We start from the raw sequence: 18,261 nt of genomic DNA on the forward strand, positions 1-18,261 counted from the left end.
AGCCTGTCAAGCCCGATCCCAAACCCGTTGAGCCCGTCAAGCCTGATCCCAAACCCGTTGAGCCTGTCAAGCCCGACCCCAAACCCGTTGAGCCCGTCAAGCCTGATCCCAAACCCGTTGAGCCTGTCAAGCCCGACCCCAAACCCGTTGAGCCCGTCAAGCCTGAGCCTAAACCCGTCGAGCCCGTCAAGCCTGATCCCAAACCAGTAGAACCCGTCAAGCCTGATCCCAAACCCGTTGAGCCCGTGGAACCGGTTAATCCACCTAAGGTTGAAGAAAAATGGAGTATTTCTCCCAATGACATCCATGTTTCTGCTAAAGATACCATCGTCGTGCTCACAATTGATGCACCTGCAGAGTTTTCTCTCCAAACCTCTACGATGTGGTTCAGTAGCACTTTGTGGCAAGGTCAGGGCAAGACCAAGATTCAACTGATCGTAGACCCCAATGAAGAGGATAAACCGCGCAACGCCGTGTTGGACTGTCACTTCTATCTCCCTCAGTCCAACCGCAAAGTTGTGGAGCATGTGAAAATCCTGCAAGATGCTCCTATCAAGAGTGGAATTGCAGGAGTACCTACCACAAACTCCCTCAACTATCCTTGTCGTTGGGAAGGTGATGTTCTCCAAGTTGCTGCCCCAGAAGGTGCGAAGGTTGAGGCGATATCCCTTGAAGGACGCGTGTTGCAGCAAACTGTAATCAATCAGGCTTCTTGCTCTTTGCGTATCCCTCGTGGACTGTCCGCCCTCCTCGTACGCGTTACTGTAAAGGGGCGTGCCGTTGTGCAGAAAGTATCTCGTGCTGATTAGGGTTACCCCCTTTCGTATTCTAGCAAAAAAACAAGGCAGTGCCAAAACAGACGTTTTGGCACTGCCTTTTGTTGTGTCGTGACCTCAACTTTCTTTCAGCGCAGTCGCAGGTGGTTGTCCTTCATGCGGTGTGTGAAATCTTGCAGGTAGGCTTTGAGCGTAGGCAACATGCGTTGCATCTGTGGGAGCTGCTGGGCAGAAAGGTCGTGCTTGAGTTGGGGATCCTTCGTTTTGTTGTAGAAACCGAGCACCTTCTCTCCATCAAAATGGAGCACCCATTCGCCAGCTATCATTTGGTACATCTGACCAACGGAACTGACGGCAAAGTGTGGGGCAGAGGGAGAGAACACATTGTGCCCGAAACTGATCATTTTAGGCTGTTGCAAGTCGAGGAGGTCGAGGAGAGTAGGGAGGAAGTCGGCTTGCTGGAAAGTATTGTCCGAGGTGCCCACCCATTCTTCGCGAGCATCGTAGAAGAGGAAAGGGATGCTAAAATGCCCTACCGAGTTGTTGTATTCTGGTCTGATGCCTGCTACGGCGTGGTCGGCGGTGATGATGAAGAGCGTGTTACGAAACCAAGGTTGCGTGCGTGCCGTTTGGAAGAATTTGCGCAGCGACATATCCGTGTAGCGAATCAAGGCGTGATAAGGTACTTCGTCACGTGGAAACACCTTTTCATAGCGTTGGGGAAGGTGGAAAGGGTGGTGTGAACTGATGGTAAACTCTGTGGCAAAGAAGGGTTGGCGGAAGGTGCTGAGCTTGTGTGCGAAGTATTGCAAAAACTCTTCGTCCCAAATGCCCCAACCTCCATCGAAATCTTTCGGGTTGTTGTATTCGTCCATACCGAAATAGGCATCGAAACCCATCTTTCGAGAGAAGGCATCAAAGCCCATCGAACCATTTTGCGCATTGTGAAAGAAGGCGGTGTAGTATCCTGCGCGCTTCAAAAATTCAGGGAGTGCCGTCAATCCGTTTCCTGCGTAAGGCGAAGTGACAAAGGGTTGACCTGGGCGTGTGATAGACCCGAAGAGTGCAGGCATGGCATCGACCGACTGCGTGCCGCAAGCATAAGCATCGGTCAGTACAAAGGAATGAGCCAGCAGAGAGTCTACGAAAGGAGTGTAGGTGGGGTAGTTGGGTATCTGACGATTTAATCCGCCCACCCATTCTTTCGCCATACTTTCCCAGATAATCATCACGACATTGCGACCCTTGAAATGCCCACTCCATGCGCCGTCAGTGGTAGGAATGCGCTCGGAAGAGAAGTAGCGTTGAGCTTCCTCCTCAGAGAAATAAGTGTGAATGGGCATGGCAGTTTTGCCTGCCGTTCGCAGTAGGGTGAAAGGCGTGTTGAGGACAAGAGCCTGTTGTTGAGGTTCGTTGCAATAAAGAGAAGCGTTGTGTGGGGCTAGTGGGCGGAGGTCGCTAAATGTGCCACGGACACCCCCCATAGACAATACAGCTGCCACCACGAGCAAGCTGCTAGATACCAAGGCTTCTTTGCGTGCTTGCCAATGAAGCACTTTGACCCGAGGCAAATGGTCTAGAACCATCCACACAGCGATGATGCCAATGGTGAGAAGGGTGATGGGGAGGAAGTCCCAGAGAAATCCCAAGAAGCGAAGAGGGTTTTCGTTGGAAAACTCGCGAAACACCGCCATCGTGGTGCGATTGAGCGTGAATCGGAAGTAGACCACGTCGGTCATGTTGGCCATCAAGCCCAAAATGTTGGGAATAAGGTAAGTCCATCGCAGCAAACGCTGTCCCCATCTCTGACTAGTCCATCGTTGTGGGAGGAAGTGCAATAAGAGCATGAGCGCATTGAGGTAGACTAATGCTGCCAAGTCAAAGCGCACCCCACCTCGAAAGGCAAGAAGTGTGGAGGAAAGGTCTTCAAGATGGAGCAAGTCGGCATTGTGCCAAAGAAAAATCACTCGTGCTAGAGTGAGCATCGCAAAGGCAAGCAGGAGACGCCATAGGAGCACACCATATTGAGAGATGCTGAAATGCGGAAGTTGGAGGTGTTTCATTGCGAAACGAAGTGTTGAGAGGGGAATAAGAGAGGTGGACAACGCTCGTTAGGGAGTTGTCCACCTTATTTGATGTGTCAAAGGACTAGGATTCTGGTGAAGATGTCCCTTCGTTTTGCTTAGATTTGTCGCTTTCAATGAGAGCTAACAAACGATCTACAGCTTCGGCAGTGGGAATGTTGCGCTCCACGCAGACCTTTCCGCGATAAAGACTCACCTTGCCAGGACCTGCTCCCACATATCCATAGTCAGCATCTGCCATTTCTCCAGGACCATTCACGATGCAACCCATGATGCCGAGTTTCAGACCTTTGAGATGCGAGGTTGAAGCCTTGATGCGCGCTATCGTTTCTTGGAGATCATAGAGAGTACGACCGCAACCAGGGCAGGAAATGTATTCCGTTTTGGTCTGGCGCAAGCGACCTGCTTGCAGCACACCAAAGGCGGTTTCATCGCGTTCTGCCAATCGAGAAGCGAGCATGATGCCATCGGTCAATCCATCCATCATGAGCAATCCCATGTCGGCAGCGGCTTTGATTTGGAAGTCCTCCTTCACCGTATCGCCATATTGTTGGCAGAAGATGACGGGGTTGGTGAGACGTTCTCTCCACATTTCGTGAACAAGGGCACGAAGTTCACCGGCACGGTTGGCATGATTGCTTTGGGCAATCACCACCATCTCGCTATGTGCGCGGAGACAAGCCTTCACTTCATCGTTGAGTTGGGCGTAGCTCAAGAAAAGGAACTTGAGCGGAGCAGGATTGCCCGACACAAACATGAGATATTGGGGCACGTAAGCTGGATAAGTGCCTTCTTCTCCTGTCCAGTTGGGGGCATCCACTATGGCAGCTGGCACGCGCGATTTCCAGTCTTGGGGCAGGTTGCCACCAAAATAAGCATAGTCAGCACGAGGGGTGCCGTTGCCGTGTGAAGGCTGAGGCAGAGAAGCATCCGCTTGGTAAGACACCACTACGGGAGTGTGCTTACCACCGATGTTGAGCACCGAGCAGGTAGGACGACGTTGTGGGTCGAGCCAGTTGAATTCGGCACAAGGCAATGCAGGGATGTGTGGATGTCCGGAACGAGGTTCCAACACATAAGAGGCGAGTTTATACGCCACGGGTATCTCTTGTTCGGGAGCTTCGGAGAGTGACACGCGGATGGTGTCGCCGATGCCGTCTGCTAGGAGTGCGCCAATGCCGACCGCGCTCTTGATACGTCCATCTTCACCTTCGCCAGCTTCGGTGACTCCGAGGTGGAGGGGGAAAGACATGCCCTCGCGCTTCATGGCATCCACGAGCAGGCGCATGCTTTGCACCATAATCACCGTGTTAGAAGCCTTGATGGAGATGACCACATCGAAGAACTTCTCGCGCATGCAAACGCGGAGAAACTCCATGCAGCTCTCCACGATACCAGCAGGGGTGTCGCCATAGTGGCACATGATGCGATCGGAGAGCGAACCATGATTCACCCCGATGCGAATGGCAGTGCCGTTTTCGCGGCAGATGGCGAGCAACTTCTTGAAGCGTGTTTCAAGACGTTGGAGTTCTGCGGCATATTCTTCGTCAGTATATTCCACACTCTTGAAAGTGCGCGCAGGATCTACGTAGTTACCCGGATTGACACGGACTTTTTCAATAATGGTAGCGGCTAAATCCGCCACTTTAGGGTTGAAGTGTACATCTGCCACCAAAGGCGTGTGGTAGCCTCTGCGGTCGAGTTCAGCGCGAATGTTGCGAAGGTTTTCCGCTTCGCGCAGCCCTTGTGTGGTCAAGCGCACGAGGTCGGCACCAGCATCAATGATGCGGATGCACTGTTCCACGCTAGCTTCCGTGTCAGTGGTCAGAGTGGTGGTCATACTCTGCAAGCGCAGCGGATTTCCACCACCTATTGTCGTGTTTCCCACCTTCACAGCGTGGCTGCTTCGGGGGGAGTAGTTGAAAAGGTCCATGAAATAGGGAGAAGAGTGATAGATTGTTGTGTCTATGTAGGCAGACTCTGGTGTCTTCTTTTGCAAGTCACCAGAGTCTGTATTTGCGTTCTGAAAATGCGCTCAGCTTTTGTGGCACATTTCCTTTTCAGGTCAAGTGCTTAGCACTTAAATTTGTATTGTGTTGCTGCGAGTTCTTCGTTAGCTTTCACGATTTTCTGCTTCAATCCGTCCTTGTAGTTGGCGAGCTTTTGTGCCACAGTTTCGTCAGAAAGGGCTATCATCTGCACCGCCAAAAGGGCAGCGTTGAGAGCACCGTTGACACCGACAGTAGCCACGGGGATGCCAGGAGGCATTTGTACGATGGAGAGGAGAGCGTCCAAGCCGTCGAGCATACCCTTGATGGGCACTCCGATGACGGGCAAGGTGGTGTTGGCGGCAATCACTCCAGGAAGAGCGGCTGCCATGCCTGCTGCTGCGATGATAACTCGAAGACCGCGGTCTTTAGCTTCGCGAGCAAACTTCTCCACCTCAGCAGGAGTGCGGTGGGCAGAAAGTGCATTGATTTCAAAAGGAATCTCAAGTTCGTCGAGAAGTTTAGCGGCTTTGTCCATCACTGGGAGGTCGCTAGTGCTACCCATGATGATGCTTACGAGTGGTTGCATAAGAAAAATGAAATTATAGGGTTGGGGGGAAATAAATGGCGGAGGGGGATGCCGCCAGTGCAGGGGAGCGATGGTGGCGGAAGAAGGTAAAGATTTCCAAGGATGCTGGACGATAGCAGGCGATGCTAGCGCAAGGGAGGCGGGCAAGTGCGTTAGAGGAACACCACGATGCCTAGTCCGCAAAAGAAACCTACGATAACGCCAAACAAGAGTTCGCTGTAGTTGTGCATCTTCAGAATCATTCTACTGCTGCACACGGCACCAGAGAGCAAAATCGCCCAACAAATCCAGAAGGTTGCATCGAAGCGAAACACCAATGAGAAGGCGATGATCATGCCAATCACGCCTCCCGAAGCAGCGGCATGGGTGGAAATTTTGATTTTCAAGTTGATCAGTGCGCAGACAATCTGAATGAGCAAGCCCGACATGATGACCGTGGAGAGGAAGAAGGGCATGCGATAGAGGCGCATGAGGAGAAAAAGGCTACTATAGCAGACGATGTTGATGATATAGGGCACAAATCTGCGTTCGCGTTGGCTCATTTGGTGGCTGGTCCATCCGTTGATGGTGCGATACATGCGGATGGCGATGAGGGGAAACACCCAGGTGAAGAGGATGACAATGCCCGCAAAGGCAAAGCGGTAGGCGTTGGGCAACTGATTCAGATAGCTAAAGACCAACAGAAGTATGACTGCCACCGTGGGAAGGTAGAAGGGATGGAAAAGCCATGAGATGGTTTTAGCCGCAAGTAGCGCGTATTTATTGCGCAGTGATTGGTGTGGGGTGGACATATCGGAGAGATGCTATGAAGAACGATGGGATGGAGCGAAACAAATGGGGTTTATCGTCTCAGTCCAGCCTTGGCGATACCCAGTTGTTCACGATATTTCGAGACTGTGCGACGTGCCACTTTCAGTCCGCGTTCGGCAAGTAGTGATGCCACAGCTTCGTCGGAGAGCGGTTTGCGTTTGTCTTCGGCTGCAATAATTTCCTGTATTGCCGCCTTCACCTTGCGAGCCGCCACGGTTTCTCCGTCGGCAGAGGTGAATTGGGTGGAAAAGAAATGGCGCAAAGGATAAGTACCGTAGTCTGTTTCCACATATTTGGAGTTGATAGCGCGCGACACGGTGCTCACATCTATATGGGCGCGCTCAGCAATGTCTTTGAGTACCATGGGACGAATCTGACTTTCGTCGTCGTCATTGACGAAGAAGTCTTTCTGCAGTTCCACGATGGCTTCCATCACCGCCTGAAGGGTGTAGTGGCGGCGGCGCACACTGTCGATGAAAGATTGGGCAGCGCTCACTTTTTGTCGAGCGTAGATGAATGCCTCTTCTTGACTGCGCGACAGTTGTAGCGACTTCCCCTCTTGAGCTGCGCGATCTTTTGCCGCGCGGTGCATCACCAGTGTTTCTGCAAAGGCAGGGCTCACTCGCAGTTCGGGGAGTTGTCCGCGCTGTTGGTGCACAATGGGCGTGCCATCGCGGTCGATGGTGACGCGGAAATCAGACACCACGGTGGGTGCAGACGCATTGATGCCCTCGGACAACACACTACCAGGGCGTGGATTCAAGCGGCTGATGTCGTGGCGAATGTGCTCCACTTCCTCGTCAGTGAGAGAGAGTTTGGAAGCAATCCGATGCCATCTCGAATGCATCAAATCGTCGAAGTAGCGATCCACCACGATGCGTGCTGGAGCATCTGGCGGAAGTTGGAGCAAGAGGCATTCTCTCAAGTTTCTTGCGCCGATGCCTTTGGGCTCAAACTGTTGTAAGAGTTTGGCTAAGCGATTGATTTCTTCGGGAGTCGTGTCGATATACTCCTTAAAGGCAAGTTCGTCGCAGAGAGTTTCGTCATCTTTCGAGAGAAATCCGTTTTCATCGAGCGATCCCACGAGATACATCATAATCGCCATCTCATGTTCGGAGAGAGTGAGTTCGCCTATCTGTCGATAAAGTTCGTCATACGACGAACCTTCGCTGCTGATTTGGCGTTCGCGTCCGTTGTCTTCGCCTCGATTGTTGTAGGCTTCTCGCAGGGTATCAGGCACGTCATCGAGCGTGCGGTAGTCGCCGAGTTCATCTTCTAGGCGTGCCGTTTCTCTTTCGCTATCGTTGAGCCCGTCTTCTGCGTCATTTCCCATAAATTCTGCTTCGTCTGTGCTGTCGTGCTCGCTCACCTCGAGAGCTTCGTTGTCCAGAAGTTCATTCTGTAGGCGAGTTTCAAAGTCAGCCAAGGGCATCTCTACGATGGTAGAGAGCAAAACTTGTGCACTCGAGGTGTTTTGCACCTGTTGCTGTTGTTGAGTGTGTTGCAGTCCTTGGCGTTGTGGCATAGAGAAATAGGAGCTTTTGAGAGAAACATTGAGCAACTGTCAAAAAACAGTGCTTGGATGTACTGCAAATTTACTAAGTTTTTTGCGATAGAGGCTCTAATTCTTCGAAAAATAGTAGTAACTTTGCCCATACATCGCCATGTGGCTCTATATCACTCCCTATGCGCTTGCCTAATTTACTTTCCAAAATAACAGAACTCTCTAATAAGTCTTTGACCAATGTCGTCGTCACAGCTTTTATCAGCGTGGTGGCCATTTTCATTGCCTTACCCAAAACCGATGTCACCAGATATGAGGTAGATATCAACAAACCTTGGCCCTATCCTCGCTTGATTGCGCCTTTTGAGCTCCCTGTGAAGAAAGGTTCGGAGCGCATCCAACAAGAGAAAGATAGCACACGCAAGGCCTTTGCGCCTTATTTTGAGCTCATGCCCAATGTGGCGCAAACTCAAATCGAGCGATTTGAACAGGATTGTCGTGCGGGGAAACTCGGACATTTCAGTGCGGGAGAAATCCAACATGCGGTCAATAAGCTCAAAGAAGTTTACCGCGCGGGCATCATCTCGAGCGAAGACATGAACAAGGTGCAGCAAGACGAATACACCCAAGTGCAAATCGTGGTGGGCACCACCTCCACTCTGCGCGAAAGTCGTTTTTTACTCACGAAAAATAGTGCACGCGAATATCTCCTTTCCGACAAATCCTTGGAAGAGGATGGAGCGCTTCTCAATCAGCTCGACAATTACATCAACATCAACCTCACGCTCGATAAGGAAAAAAGCGCAGCTGCCCTCCAAGAAGCACTAGGAGAAATCGCTACTATCGCTTATCTCAAACCTGCTGGAGCCAAAATCATTGACCGTGGCGACATCGTCACGCGTCAACATCAGTTGGAGGTGGAGTCGTTCAACGATGAACTCAATCTGCGCAACGACAGTCAGAAAAATGTCCTCCTATTCTTCATCGGACGTTTTGGACTCATCCTCACTAGCATCGGAGTGATGCTCTTGTATCTCAGAATGTTCCGCCCTGCTTATCTCAGGTCGGCACACAAAATACACCTCATTTTCGCGCTTGTCACGTTTATTTGTATCATAGCATCCTTGGTGCAAAGCATCAATTTGGCGTCCGTCTACGTCATCCCCTTTGTTATGGTGCCCATCGTGCTACGCATTTTCACCGATTCGCGCACGGCATTCATGGCACACCTTGTTACGGTGCTCATTGTCTCGTTTTCGAGTCATGGTGACCCCATCTTCATCCCCGTACAAATCTTGGCAGGGCTCCTCGCTGTCTATTCTTTGAGTGAACTCTCTGAGCGTTCGCAAATCCTGCGCACAGCTGCCATCGTCACTGTCGGCACTTCCCTCTTTGTCTTCTTCTACGAGTTGGCAACACTCAATGTTTTTAACCACGACACGGGACTGGAGCAAATCATCTTCGGACTCAATCTGGAGCGTTATCGCGACATCTTCATCAGCGGTGTGGCACTCCTCTTCACTTATCCGTTGCTCTATCTCATCGAGCGCATTTTCGGCTTCACTTCTGCCGTTACGCTCATCGAATTGAGCAACATCAACAACCCCATGTTGCGCCGTTTGGCAAAGTTGGCGCAGGGCACTTTCGTGCACTCCATGCAGGTGGGCAATCTCGCTGCAGAGGTGGCAGACAAAATCGGAGGCGACGTGCTGTTGGTGCGTACCAGTGCGTTGTATCACGACATCGGCAAGATGCTCAATCCTGGTTTCTTCACCGAAAATCAAGGGGCACTCAATCCGCATGATATGTTGCCCGAACAAGAGTCGGCGCGCATCATCATAGAGCACGTCACCGAGGGCGTGCGATTGGCAGAAAAATATCGACTCCCCAAGTCGATTCGCGACATCATTTTGACCCACCACGGCAATTCCCTTGTGCGCTACTTCTATGTCCAAGCGGTCAATAAATTTGGCGAGGAGCATGTCAATGAAGCCGACTTCCGCTATCCCGGTCCTAACCCCACCACGCTCGAACAAGCCATCATCATGATGGCAGACTCCGTGGAAGCTGCCTCACGCAGTCTGAAGGAGCACACCGAAGAGTCCATCTCCCAACTGGTCAATCGCATCATTGATGGGCAAATGGCGAATGGTGCTTTCAATGATTGCCCCATCACCTTCCGCGACATCTCTCAAGCCAAACAAACCCTCATCGAGAGCCTCAAAACAATCTATCATAATCGCATCTCATATCCCGAACTCAAATCGCAAACGTCCATTCTTCCTCTGAAGCATCGTGGACTTTTCCCCACAAGTCGCGAGACAGATTAAACCCAAATCGGTCATTAGATCCTGAACAGATTTTATTTGATTGTTGAGCAGATGGTTTGTCGTTGGCTAGAAGGCGTAGCGGGCTACGTCGAGAACCAACGAGAAACAAGATGCCAACAAGGAAATGAAAGATGGCAGGACGTAATCTTTTCCATTACCTGTAACACTTTTACGGTCTAATGACCGATTGAGGTTTAAGTTTCTTCTCTCTTGCAAAGGGAGATGTTTGTTGCAAGCACTAACCTCTAATGTTCTAACCCATAAAATCATGATCAAACACTTCATGCTGGGAGCAGTTGCGCTCTATGCCTTGGCAAGTTGCACTGCTGAAAGTCCCATCGACACCCAGTTGTCCCAGACACTGACCGCGCAAAATGTGGCTTCGCCCACAAGTCTTGACTATGATCCTGCGCATTTTGCCACACCCGATAAGAAGAGTGAAAATCTCACGAACCTCGGAACAGTGAATGGTACAGCCGCAGCCAACAAAATTTTATTGGCGATGGATCCCAAGGTGGCACTGACACTTTCAGACTATCCCGAACTCACCAAGGAACAGTTTGAGGAAATCAAGGCAAAAGCTACTGAAATCACCCAAGGTGCGAAAAACCAAACGGAAGCCCTCCGACGCATTCACGACTATTTGGTGAAGTCTATCACCTACGACAGGGAAGGAAAGGGTGCAGAGCTTGCTGAAGGCAAAGACTCCAACTCGCCCTACTTGGTCTTCCGCAATAAGCTTTGTGTGTGTCAGGGGTATGCCAACCTGCTCCGCGTGATGGCGATTTCGCAAGGCATCCCCTCGGTGAGCCTCAATGGTAATCTATTTGGGGGTAAAGGTACCTACTACTATGGTGGACATGCTTGGGCTGCCGCCTTGGTCGATGGAAAATGGATTATCGAAGATCCCACCAACGGCAATTTCTATCCCATGAACCCTGCTGATGCTTATGCTGCCGACTTGCAGACTACTTGGATTTCGCCTGCCGCCTTCGAGAAAGATGGTTTCGTCCTTGATTTTCACGAAGTGCATCTCAATGTAGCTGAGGTGAAATCGCAAGACCCCATCCTCACTGTGCCTTATAGCTACGAGTATGATGCAAAGCGACACAAGTCTTTCCGCATCACGAGCTTCAATCCTCATAAGATGTTGCCCGATGAAGTCAAGCAAATCTATCTAGGCGACAATATCGTCTCGCTCGGACAAGGCTTGGTTGGCCTTTCTCGTTTTGGCAATCAAGTGGAAGCCGTGCACGTTTCGCCCAACAATAAGAAATTATGTAGTGAAGATGGTGCGGTCTATCGTTATCATCTCAATAATAAGGAGCGTGTTATTGACGAACTGATTTATGTGCCCAATCAGAAGAAGAGCCTAAAACTCCTTCCTATGCCACGTTTGGAGAAAAACACCGTGATTGGCTGTGACGAACTCGAGGAGGTGTACATCCTTCCTGGCACGAAAGTCATCGAGTCTTACGCTTTTGAGCGTTGTCCCAAGCTCCGCAAGGTCTATCTGCCCGAAGACTGCGAAGTGCAAGAAGGCGCCTTTGCCGATCGCTCCAAAGATGTTGAGCTCGTGCGTGGCGATTTCACCGGCATCCGTCGCGTGCGTCGCTGATGTGATATAGGCACGTTCTACGAATATCCCCCTAAGGTATTGGTAGAACCTGCCTTTATTTTTGCTCTCTATTCACTGTTCATTCCATGATATTGCCCTCCTATTGTCTTCTTCCTCGCATCTTGCGGTGGTTTCGTCGTTTTCGTCAACGTCGAGGCTACGGCGTGCATTCGCCTTTTGCCTTTGAGTGGATCACCGATGTGGTGTATCTTCAGAAGGCGCAATACTATGCCTATGCTCCCCTCGCTGAGCAGCATGAGGCTTGGCAGGGCGTGCTATCGGTGAAAGATGCACGGCTGCTCTTTCGCATCGCCAATCATCAGCGTGCGCAGCGCATGTTGGTCGTGGGACAAGGCATCGAGCGCGAAATCCACTACCTCCAAGCGGCACGCCCTTCTGCGCAAATTGTTCATCTGCCCGACGCTTCTTCTGTGGAAAAGGCACTTTCTTCCGAACAAGCAATAGACAAGCTCTTCGACTTTGTGTTGTGGATGGCTGCCGAAAGCCCTTCGCAGCACGTCCTCTCCCACTTGTGCACGATCACGACAGAGCACGCAGCGACTATGACGGAAGGCTCAGCTAATTTGACGCAACCTTCAGTAATGATGTCAGAGCATCCAGACCATCTGTTGGAGCATCCAGAAAAAACGTTGGAGTTTTTCCAAAAAACGTCGGAGATTTTTCCAAAAACGTGGGAGATTTCTGAGAAAATGTCGGAGAATTTTTTGAAAACGTCGGACGTTTCTGTCGAACCCTCTGCGAAGTCCACCCCAACTGCAGTGTTAGCGCCCACGGCAGTCTTTGTTTTGCTCTGTCCCCATGCCGATGAGACGCGCAAGCAGACTTGGCAACGGCTCCAGCAGTCGGCATTTAGCACCGTATCCTTCGATTTATACCGCTTTGGGGTCGCCTTCTACTATCCCAAGCTCCAACGACAACACTATGTAGTCAACTATTTTTGAGGTCTTCTCCCCCTCCAAGATGCGAAAAATGGAGGCATCTGTGGAAGAATATGAGGGGCAAATGAAAATAGTGGTGCAAATATTTGGATATACGGAAAGTTTTGCTAACTTTGCGCTCTAAATCATTTCAACAATTTCGACAGATATGTATTGGACTTTGGAATTGGCTTCAAAACTCGAAGACGCGCCTTGGCCAGCCACCAAGGAAGAACTCATCGACTACGCGATGCGTTCGGGCGCGCCCATGGAAGTGGTAGAAAATCTCAACGAACTTGAGGACGAAGGTGAAGTTTTTGAGACCATCGAAGACGTTTGGCCCGATTATCCCACGAAGGAAGACTTCCTCTTCAACGAAGACGAATATTAAATCATCGCACGATAGCGGAAGCCGTTGGCTTTCGCTATCGCTTCTTTTATGCGTGTTGGTCGTAAGTGTTGAGGCTTTCTGCTTGCGCTGCTTACTTGCTTACTCATTGTACTTTAGGACTTAGAAATCTAAAGCAATTACTTTCTTTTTCACCGACGCTGCCTTTCTCTTTTCCATGTCACTCTCTCCTTCTTCCCCTAGAGTTGCTGTGGTTGTCCCCGTGTTCAATCGCGCGCATTGTGTCCTTGCCACGCTCGACTCCATCCTAGCGCAGACGCTGCGCCCTGCACAGCTCATTGTGGTGGACAATGCCTCCACCGATGCCTCCAAAGCTGTGGTGGCAACTTGGATGCAGCAGCAAAAACCCCATTGCGAATTGCTCTTGCTCTCTGAGGACACCCCTGGTGCTGCCGCAGCGCGCAATCGAGGACTGCAAGCCGTCACCACCGAATGGGTGAGTTTCTTTGATTCAGACGACTGGATGTCGCCCGACTTTTTGGAACAGATGATGCGCTCTGCCCTAGCGCAACAGAGAGAGTGGGTGATAGCGCGCACGCGGATGGTGTTTCCGAGCAACACTCCAGCAGTGCCAGAGCGACATGTGATCCGTTGGAGCACACCACAGCCCACGCTTGTGGATCAAATCCTAGGGGCTTGCATCGCCACCCAAAGTTTTGTGGCACATACCGACTTGGTGCGTCGCATCGGTGGGTGGAATCCAGCCCTCTCCTTGTGGGATGACTACGAACTAGGGCTACGTTTGCTCTTGGCGTCTCCTCATCCAGCGTGGTGTGAGGGAGTGTTTCACCAAATCGTGCAGCATCCTGACAGCATCACAGGAAGCAGTTATCGCAGTAAAGCCCAGCAGATTGCTCCGCCTTTGTTGAGTCTAGTTCAACTCTTGTGTGACAGTGGTGCCTACTTGAGTTATCCGCAGCAGCAAGAAGCCCTCAGTGCACTGCACTATCGCACGCACATCGTGGCAGGTCAGCTCCTCCAGGAAGGTGCACCGCAGGCGGCACAAGAATTGCTCGCCACAATGCGCTACGCCATGCCCCATCCGAAGGAGGTTACCGCCTTGTTTGCCGCTTTGCTGCGCCACTATGTGAGCTGGGGAGGGAAAGGAGCATGGCGCATCGCTCGCCTTTTAGCCCGATGCTAAAGTCCGAATTCTAATGAATAACCTATATATATGACGCTTCAACAACTAGAATATGTGGTGGCAGTGGCTGAACATCGCCATTTTCTCAAAGCCGCTGAAGCCTGCGACGTCACACAGCCCACACTCAGTTCGATGGTGCAAAAGCTCGAAGAGGAGTTGGGGGTGAAAATATTTAATCGTCGCGTCAAGCCCATTGCACTCACCCCTGTGGGAGAGACCATTGTGGCGCAAGCGCGTCAGACCCTAGCGCAAGCACAACGCCTCAAAGCCTGTGTGGATGAGGCACAGCACACACCGCGTGGCACGTTCTCTATCGCTGTGTTGCCCACCATCGCCCCTTATCTCATCCCACGTTTTTATCCCGAATTCTCACGTCGCTATCCCGATGTCGAATTGCACATCACGGAGATGAAGACCAGTGCCATCAAAACTGCGCTCACCAATGGCGAAATCGACGCAGGCATCTTGGCAGACATCGAAGGATTGGACCAATTTGTCAGCGACACCCTCTTCTATGAACAGTATTTCGTCTATGCCGCTCAGGACACTCCCCTGGCAAATCTGCCGTCGGTGAAGACCAGCGATTTGAGAGAAGTGCCCCTGTGGTTGCTCGACGAAGGGCATTGTTTCCGCGATCAACTCGTGCAGTATTGTCAACTCAAGTCGGGACGTCGCAGTCAGCGGTCGTATCACTTGGGCAGCATCGAAACTTTCATGCGCATGGTGGAGAACGGCGTGGGGGTGACATTCATCCCTGAGCTTTGCACCCTGCAACTTTCGGCAGAGCAGCGCCAACTGGTGCATCCTTTTGCCGTGCCCGTGCCCACTCGTGAAGTGGTCATCGTGACAAGTCCCGACTTTGTGCGCCATTCCATCCTCCAAATCTTGGTGGATACCATACGCAAATCGGTGCCTTCAGAAATGCATTATCTCACGAAAGTTCAGAAACCCGTCAATTAAAACTCCGAATCTCTTTACAAAAGTAAAAGAAAGCCCATATATCGTCGACTTTCTTTGTTAATCTGAAAGAGAATCACTATATTTGTCGCGACAATGGTCACCTCCTTTTCGCTGGCGCGAGGGATAGACCTAACGTATTATACTTAGATAGCTCACAAAACTGCTCATCGTATGAAGAAATTCCTCCTTCTCCTCTTTATTGCCCTTACCACAAGTGTGGGAGCGGCAGCACAAAAGTTTGCCCTCATCGACATGGAATATATCATGCACAACATCCCTGCCTATGAGCGTGCTGGCGAACAGCTCAATCAAATCTCCAAGAAGTGGCAAGCTGAAGTCGAAGCCATTGACAACGAAGCCAAGACCCTTTATCGCAACTATCAGAACGAAGCCGTGTTCCTCTCCGAAGCACAAAAGAAAACACGCGAGGATGCTATCGTGAAAAAGGAGAAAGATGCTGCCGATCTCAAAAAGCGCTATTTCGGTCCAGAAGGCGAATTACAAAAAAAGCGCACTGCTTTGCTCCAACCCATCCAAGATGAGGTGTACAATGCCGTGAAAGCTGTGGCACAAGCCAAAGGTTTTCAGCTCATTCTCGACCGTGCTAGCGAAGGAGCTGGCATCATTTTCGCTTCACCAGCCATAGATATTAGTAATGAAGTGCTAGCTAAATTAGGCTATTCCAACTAAAAGTCGTAATTTTGCCCAAATATTGTGGGATAGCATCCCGGTAGCCCTGATAAAGAAGTGCTTAGTTGTTTGACTCGGCACCGAAAGTTCTGCGGACTAGATGGACGGTGCTCCCCCAAACCTAATTAGAAACATCAAAAAATAGCAATATGTTCAAGAAAATCCTCCTCATGCTCCTCATGGTGGCTCCTTTGAGCCTCCTCGCCCAAAAAGTGGCACACTACAACTCTCAAGACATCGTGACCAACTACTCTGAATTCAAGAAGGTGCAAACCGAAGTTGAAGCGATTGGCAAGCAATATCAAGCTGACCTTGAGGCTATGCAGAAGGAACTCCAAACTAAGTTTGAGAAGTATCAAGCTGAAGTGACTGACAAGACTCCTGCTAACATCCGTGCTCGCAAGGAGAAGGAACTCCAAGATCTTCAACAACGCATCCAACAAACTGCTCAAGATAACGAACAAGCTTTCCGTCAAGAGCAACAAAAGCGCTTGCAACCTGTCCTCGACAAGGTAAATGCTGCCATCTCTTCTGTGGTGAAAGCTGGTCAATATGTCTTTGCTATCGACAAGAGTGCAGCACAAGGCATGATTCACATCAATGAAGCGCTCTCTACCGACATCACTGCGCAAATCAAGTCGCAGCTCGGCATCAAATAAATTCTGAGAACGTCGGACTTGCCTTGCCCATGATGTCTGAATCTCTGCGATAGCTGCATCACGCGACAATGGCTTCCTCCTCTTTTGCATCTGAACTCTCTGGCGTTTTTATTAGACGCATCCGAAAGTTCAGATGCTTTTTCTTTGGCTTGCTCCCTTCCTTCTCGCTGTATTCTCCCCCCTCTTGCTCATGTTTCGTCTTTTCTCTCTCTTAGTCCTCGCGCTTTCTAGTTTGTGTCTGCCCACAGCAGTGGCAGTTTCGGCACAAACCACCGGTGCGGTGACCACTGCCGAACGCTCCACTAGCGCCTTCAGCCAACTCATCTGCCAGCGGCTTGATTCGCTCGTACAACTGCCCCTCATGGAGCGCAGTCAATTGGGACTCTGTGTCTATGATCTCACCACTGACTCTATGCTCTATGCCCACGGACATCAACAGCGCATGCGCCCTGCTTCGAGCATGAAGGTGGTTACGGCGGTGACGGCACTGGATAAACTGGGAGGTGACTATCAATTTTCCACACAACTCTACAGCACTGTACCACCCACCGACAGTGTGCTCCAAGGTTCGCTCGTGGCACGTGGAGGATTCGACCCTCTCTTCGGACGTGACGACTTGCGCGCTTTTGTGGAAGCGCTCCGCCAACGCGGCATTCGTCGCATCACGGGCGACCTCGTGCTCGATGTTTCTCTGAAAGACACGACAAGTTTGGGTTGGGGCTGGTGTTGGGACGACAAGAATAAACCTCTCACGCCCTTGCTCTATCGCGGCAACGACAGTTGGGCAGATCATTTCTATGAACAGTTGGAGCGCGCTGGCATCACACTAGAGGGCAACATCCATCGCGGCATTCTGCCTCGCGGGGTACAACTGCTGGTAGAGCGCAAGCACAGCATCGACCAAGTGCTGCGTCCCATGCTCAAAGACTCCAATAATCTCTGCGCTGAGGCGATGTTCTATCAGTTAGCAGCCTTGTCCAAGCGCGCCTATGCCACGCACAAGGATGCAGCAGCGCAGGTGCAGCGCGTGATTGCGCAATGTGGCTTGCCCCCCTCCGACTATCTCGTGGCAGACGGCAGTGGGCTCTCGCTCTACAACTATGTGTCGCCCGAACTGTTGGTAGCGATGTTGCGCTATGCCGCACGGAGCGAGGAGACGTTCACGCATCTCACCACAGCACTGCCCATCATGGGGCGTGATGGCACGTTGAAATCGCGCTGTCGTCGCACACCAGCCCAAGACAATGTGCGTGCTAAAACGGGCACCGTGGAAGGGGTGAGTTCGCTCACGGGCTATGCCATGGCTGCCAATGGTCACAGACTGTGCTTCGCTATCATCAATCAAGGGGTGCGCACGGCAGCGGAGGGACGTCGCTTCCAAGATGCTGTGTGCCGGGCTTTGACCGAAGGGTTCGACACTCCGCACATCCGCCCCGATTTGCAGCCCGATACCGCCCCGATGAACGAAGACGAGACGGAAACTCCCGATGCTGCTGAGCTTACGCCTTAATGATGGCTACAAGTAGTAGGCAGAGTCTGTAGCAATTATCACTACCTTATTCTGCCCTCTGAGGGCAAGAAGTAGCTTTCATGAGACTACGTCATTAACAACACCAAGAAACGCGCTACACGATCCGATAAGGGTACAAAAATAGCGGACACCTCTATCACATAGGATGGAGGTGTCCGCTTTTGTTTTATGAGCTATGAGAAGATGCAGTGGAGCATCGGTCATAGCCTTGGAGAGAGTTAGCCCAAAGGC

15 protein-coding genes are annotated in these 18,261 nt (G+C 51.1%); 10 read left to right on the plus strand and 5 right to left on the minus strand.

Annotated features, from left to right (window positions below):
• Positions 1–809 (plus strand): hypothetical protein (locus BQ2633_RS11470; RefSeq protein WP_176720102.1); only part of this gene is annotated, 809 nt, incomplete at its 5' end.
• Between the two features lie 95 nt (positions 810–904).
• On the opposite strand, the gene BQ2633_RS07185 is transcribed toward BQ2633_RS11470, so the two are convergent.
• From BQ2633_RS07185 to rpoN, 5 genes are all read right to left on the minus strand, one after another.
• Positions 905–2,839, minus strand: a complete 1,935-nt coding sequence (locus BQ2633_RS07185; protein ID WP_075566094.1) for an LTA synthase family protein — start codon at positions 2,837–2,839, stop codon at positions 905–907.
• An 85-nt stretch (positions 2,840–2,924) separates the two neighbouring features.
• Complete coding sequence (locus BQ2633_RS07190; RefSeq protein WP_075567279.1) at positions 2,925–4,793, minus strand: 4-hydroxy-3-methylbut-2-en-1-yl diphosphate synthase; 1,869 nt, start codon at positions 4,791–4,793, stop codon at positions 2,925–2,927.
• Positions 4,794–4,933: 140 nt separating this feature from the next.
• On the minus strand, positions 4,934–5,437 hold the full coding sequence (gene purE, locus BQ2633_RS07195; RefSeq protein ID WP_075566095.1) for a 5-(carboxyamino)imidazole ribonucleotide mutase: 504 nt from the start codon (positions 5,435–5,437) through the stop codon (positions 4,934–4,936).
• Positions 5,438–5,589: 152 nt separating this feature from the next.
• On the minus strand, positions 5,590–6,228 hold the full coding sequence (locus BQ2633_RS07200) for a hypothetical protein (RefSeq protein WP_083233987.1): 639 nt from the start codon (positions 6,226–6,228) through the stop codon (positions 5,590–5,592).
• 50 nt (positions 6,229–6,278) lie between these two features.
• The gene (gene rpoN, locus BQ2633_RS07205) at positions 6,279–7,772 is read right to left on the minus strand and encodes an RNA polymerase factor sigma-54 (protein WP_075566096.1); all 1,494 of its coding nucleotides are present in this window, start codon (positions 7,770–7,772) and stop codon (positions 6,279–6,281) included.
• Positions 7,773–7,933: 161 nt separating this feature from the next.
• On the opposite strand from rpoN, the gene BQ2633_RS07210 reads away from it, so the two are divergent.
• The 9 genes from BQ2633_RS07210 (at position 7,934) to dacB (ending at position 18,009) form a co-directional block, all read left to right on the plus strand.
• On the plus strand, positions 7,934–10,081 hold the full coding sequence (locus BQ2633_RS07210) for an HD family phosphohydrolase (protein WP_075566097.1): 2,148 nt from the start codon (positions 7,934–7,936) through the stop codon (positions 10,079–10,081).
• 268 nt (positions 10,082–10,349) lie between these two features.
• Positions 10,350–11,699 (plus strand): transglutaminase domain-containing protein, encoded by a 1,350-nt coding sequence (locus tag BQ2633_RS07220; protein WP_075566098.1) that lies wholly within the window; start codon positions 10,350–10,352, stop codon positions 11,697–11,699.
• A gap of 86 nt (positions 11,700–11,785) precedes the next feature.
• Positions 11,786–12,661 (plus strand): hypothetical protein, encoded by an 876-nt coding sequence (locus tag BQ2633_RS07225; protein WP_075566099.1) that lies wholly within the window; start codon positions 11,786–11,788, stop codon positions 12,659–12,661.
• Between the two features lie 145 nt (positions 12,662–12,806).
• Entirely contained in the window at positions 12,807–13,028 is a 222-nt protein-coding gene (locus BQ2633_RS07230) for a DUF2795 domain-containing protein (protein ID WP_009436809.1), read from the plus strand.
• Between the two features lie 175 nt (positions 13,029–13,203).
• Positions 13,204–14,190, plus strand: a complete 987-nt coding sequence (locus tag BQ2633_RS07235; protein WP_075566100.1) for a glycosyltransferase family 2 protein — start codon at positions 13,204–13,206, stop codon at positions 14,188–14,190.
• A 30-nt stretch (positions 14,191–14,220) separates the two neighbouring features.
• Complete coding sequence (locus BQ2633_RS07240) at positions 14,221–15,150, plus strand: hydrogen peroxide-inducible genes activator (RefSeq protein WP_075566102.1); 930 nt, start codon at positions 14,221–14,223, stop codon at positions 15,148–15,150.
• A 171-nt stretch (positions 15,151–15,321) separates the two neighbouring features.
• The gene (locus tag BQ2633_RS07245) at positions 15,322–15,840 is read left to right on the plus strand and encodes an OmpH/Skp family outer membrane protein (RefSeq protein ID WP_075566104.1); all 519 of its coding nucleotides are present in this window, start codon (positions 15,322–15,324) and stop codon (positions 15,838–15,840) included.
• Positions 15,841–15,989: 149 nt separating this feature from the next.
• Positions 15,990–16,499 (plus strand): OmpH/Skp family outer membrane protein, encoded by a 510-nt coding sequence (locus tag BQ2633_RS07250; RefSeq protein WP_075566106.1) that lies wholly within the window; start codon positions 15,990–15,992, stop codon positions 16,497–16,499.
• 133 nt (positions 16,500–16,632) lie between these two features.
• Complete coding sequence (gene dacB, locus BQ2633_RS07255; protein ID WP_346048378.1) at positions 16,633–18,009, plus strand: D-alanyl-D-alanine carboxypeptidase/D-alanyl-D-alanine endopeptidase; 1,377 nt, start codon at positions 16,633–16,635, stop codon at positions 18,007–18,009.
• Positions 18,010–18,261 lie beyond the last annotated feature (252 nt).

The sequence above is a fragment of the Ihuprevotella massiliensis genome (assembly GCA_900095835.1).
GTDB classification, from domain to species: Bacteria; Bacteroidota; Bacteroidia; order Bacteroidales; family Bacteroidaceae; genus Alloprevotella; species Alloprevotella massiliensis.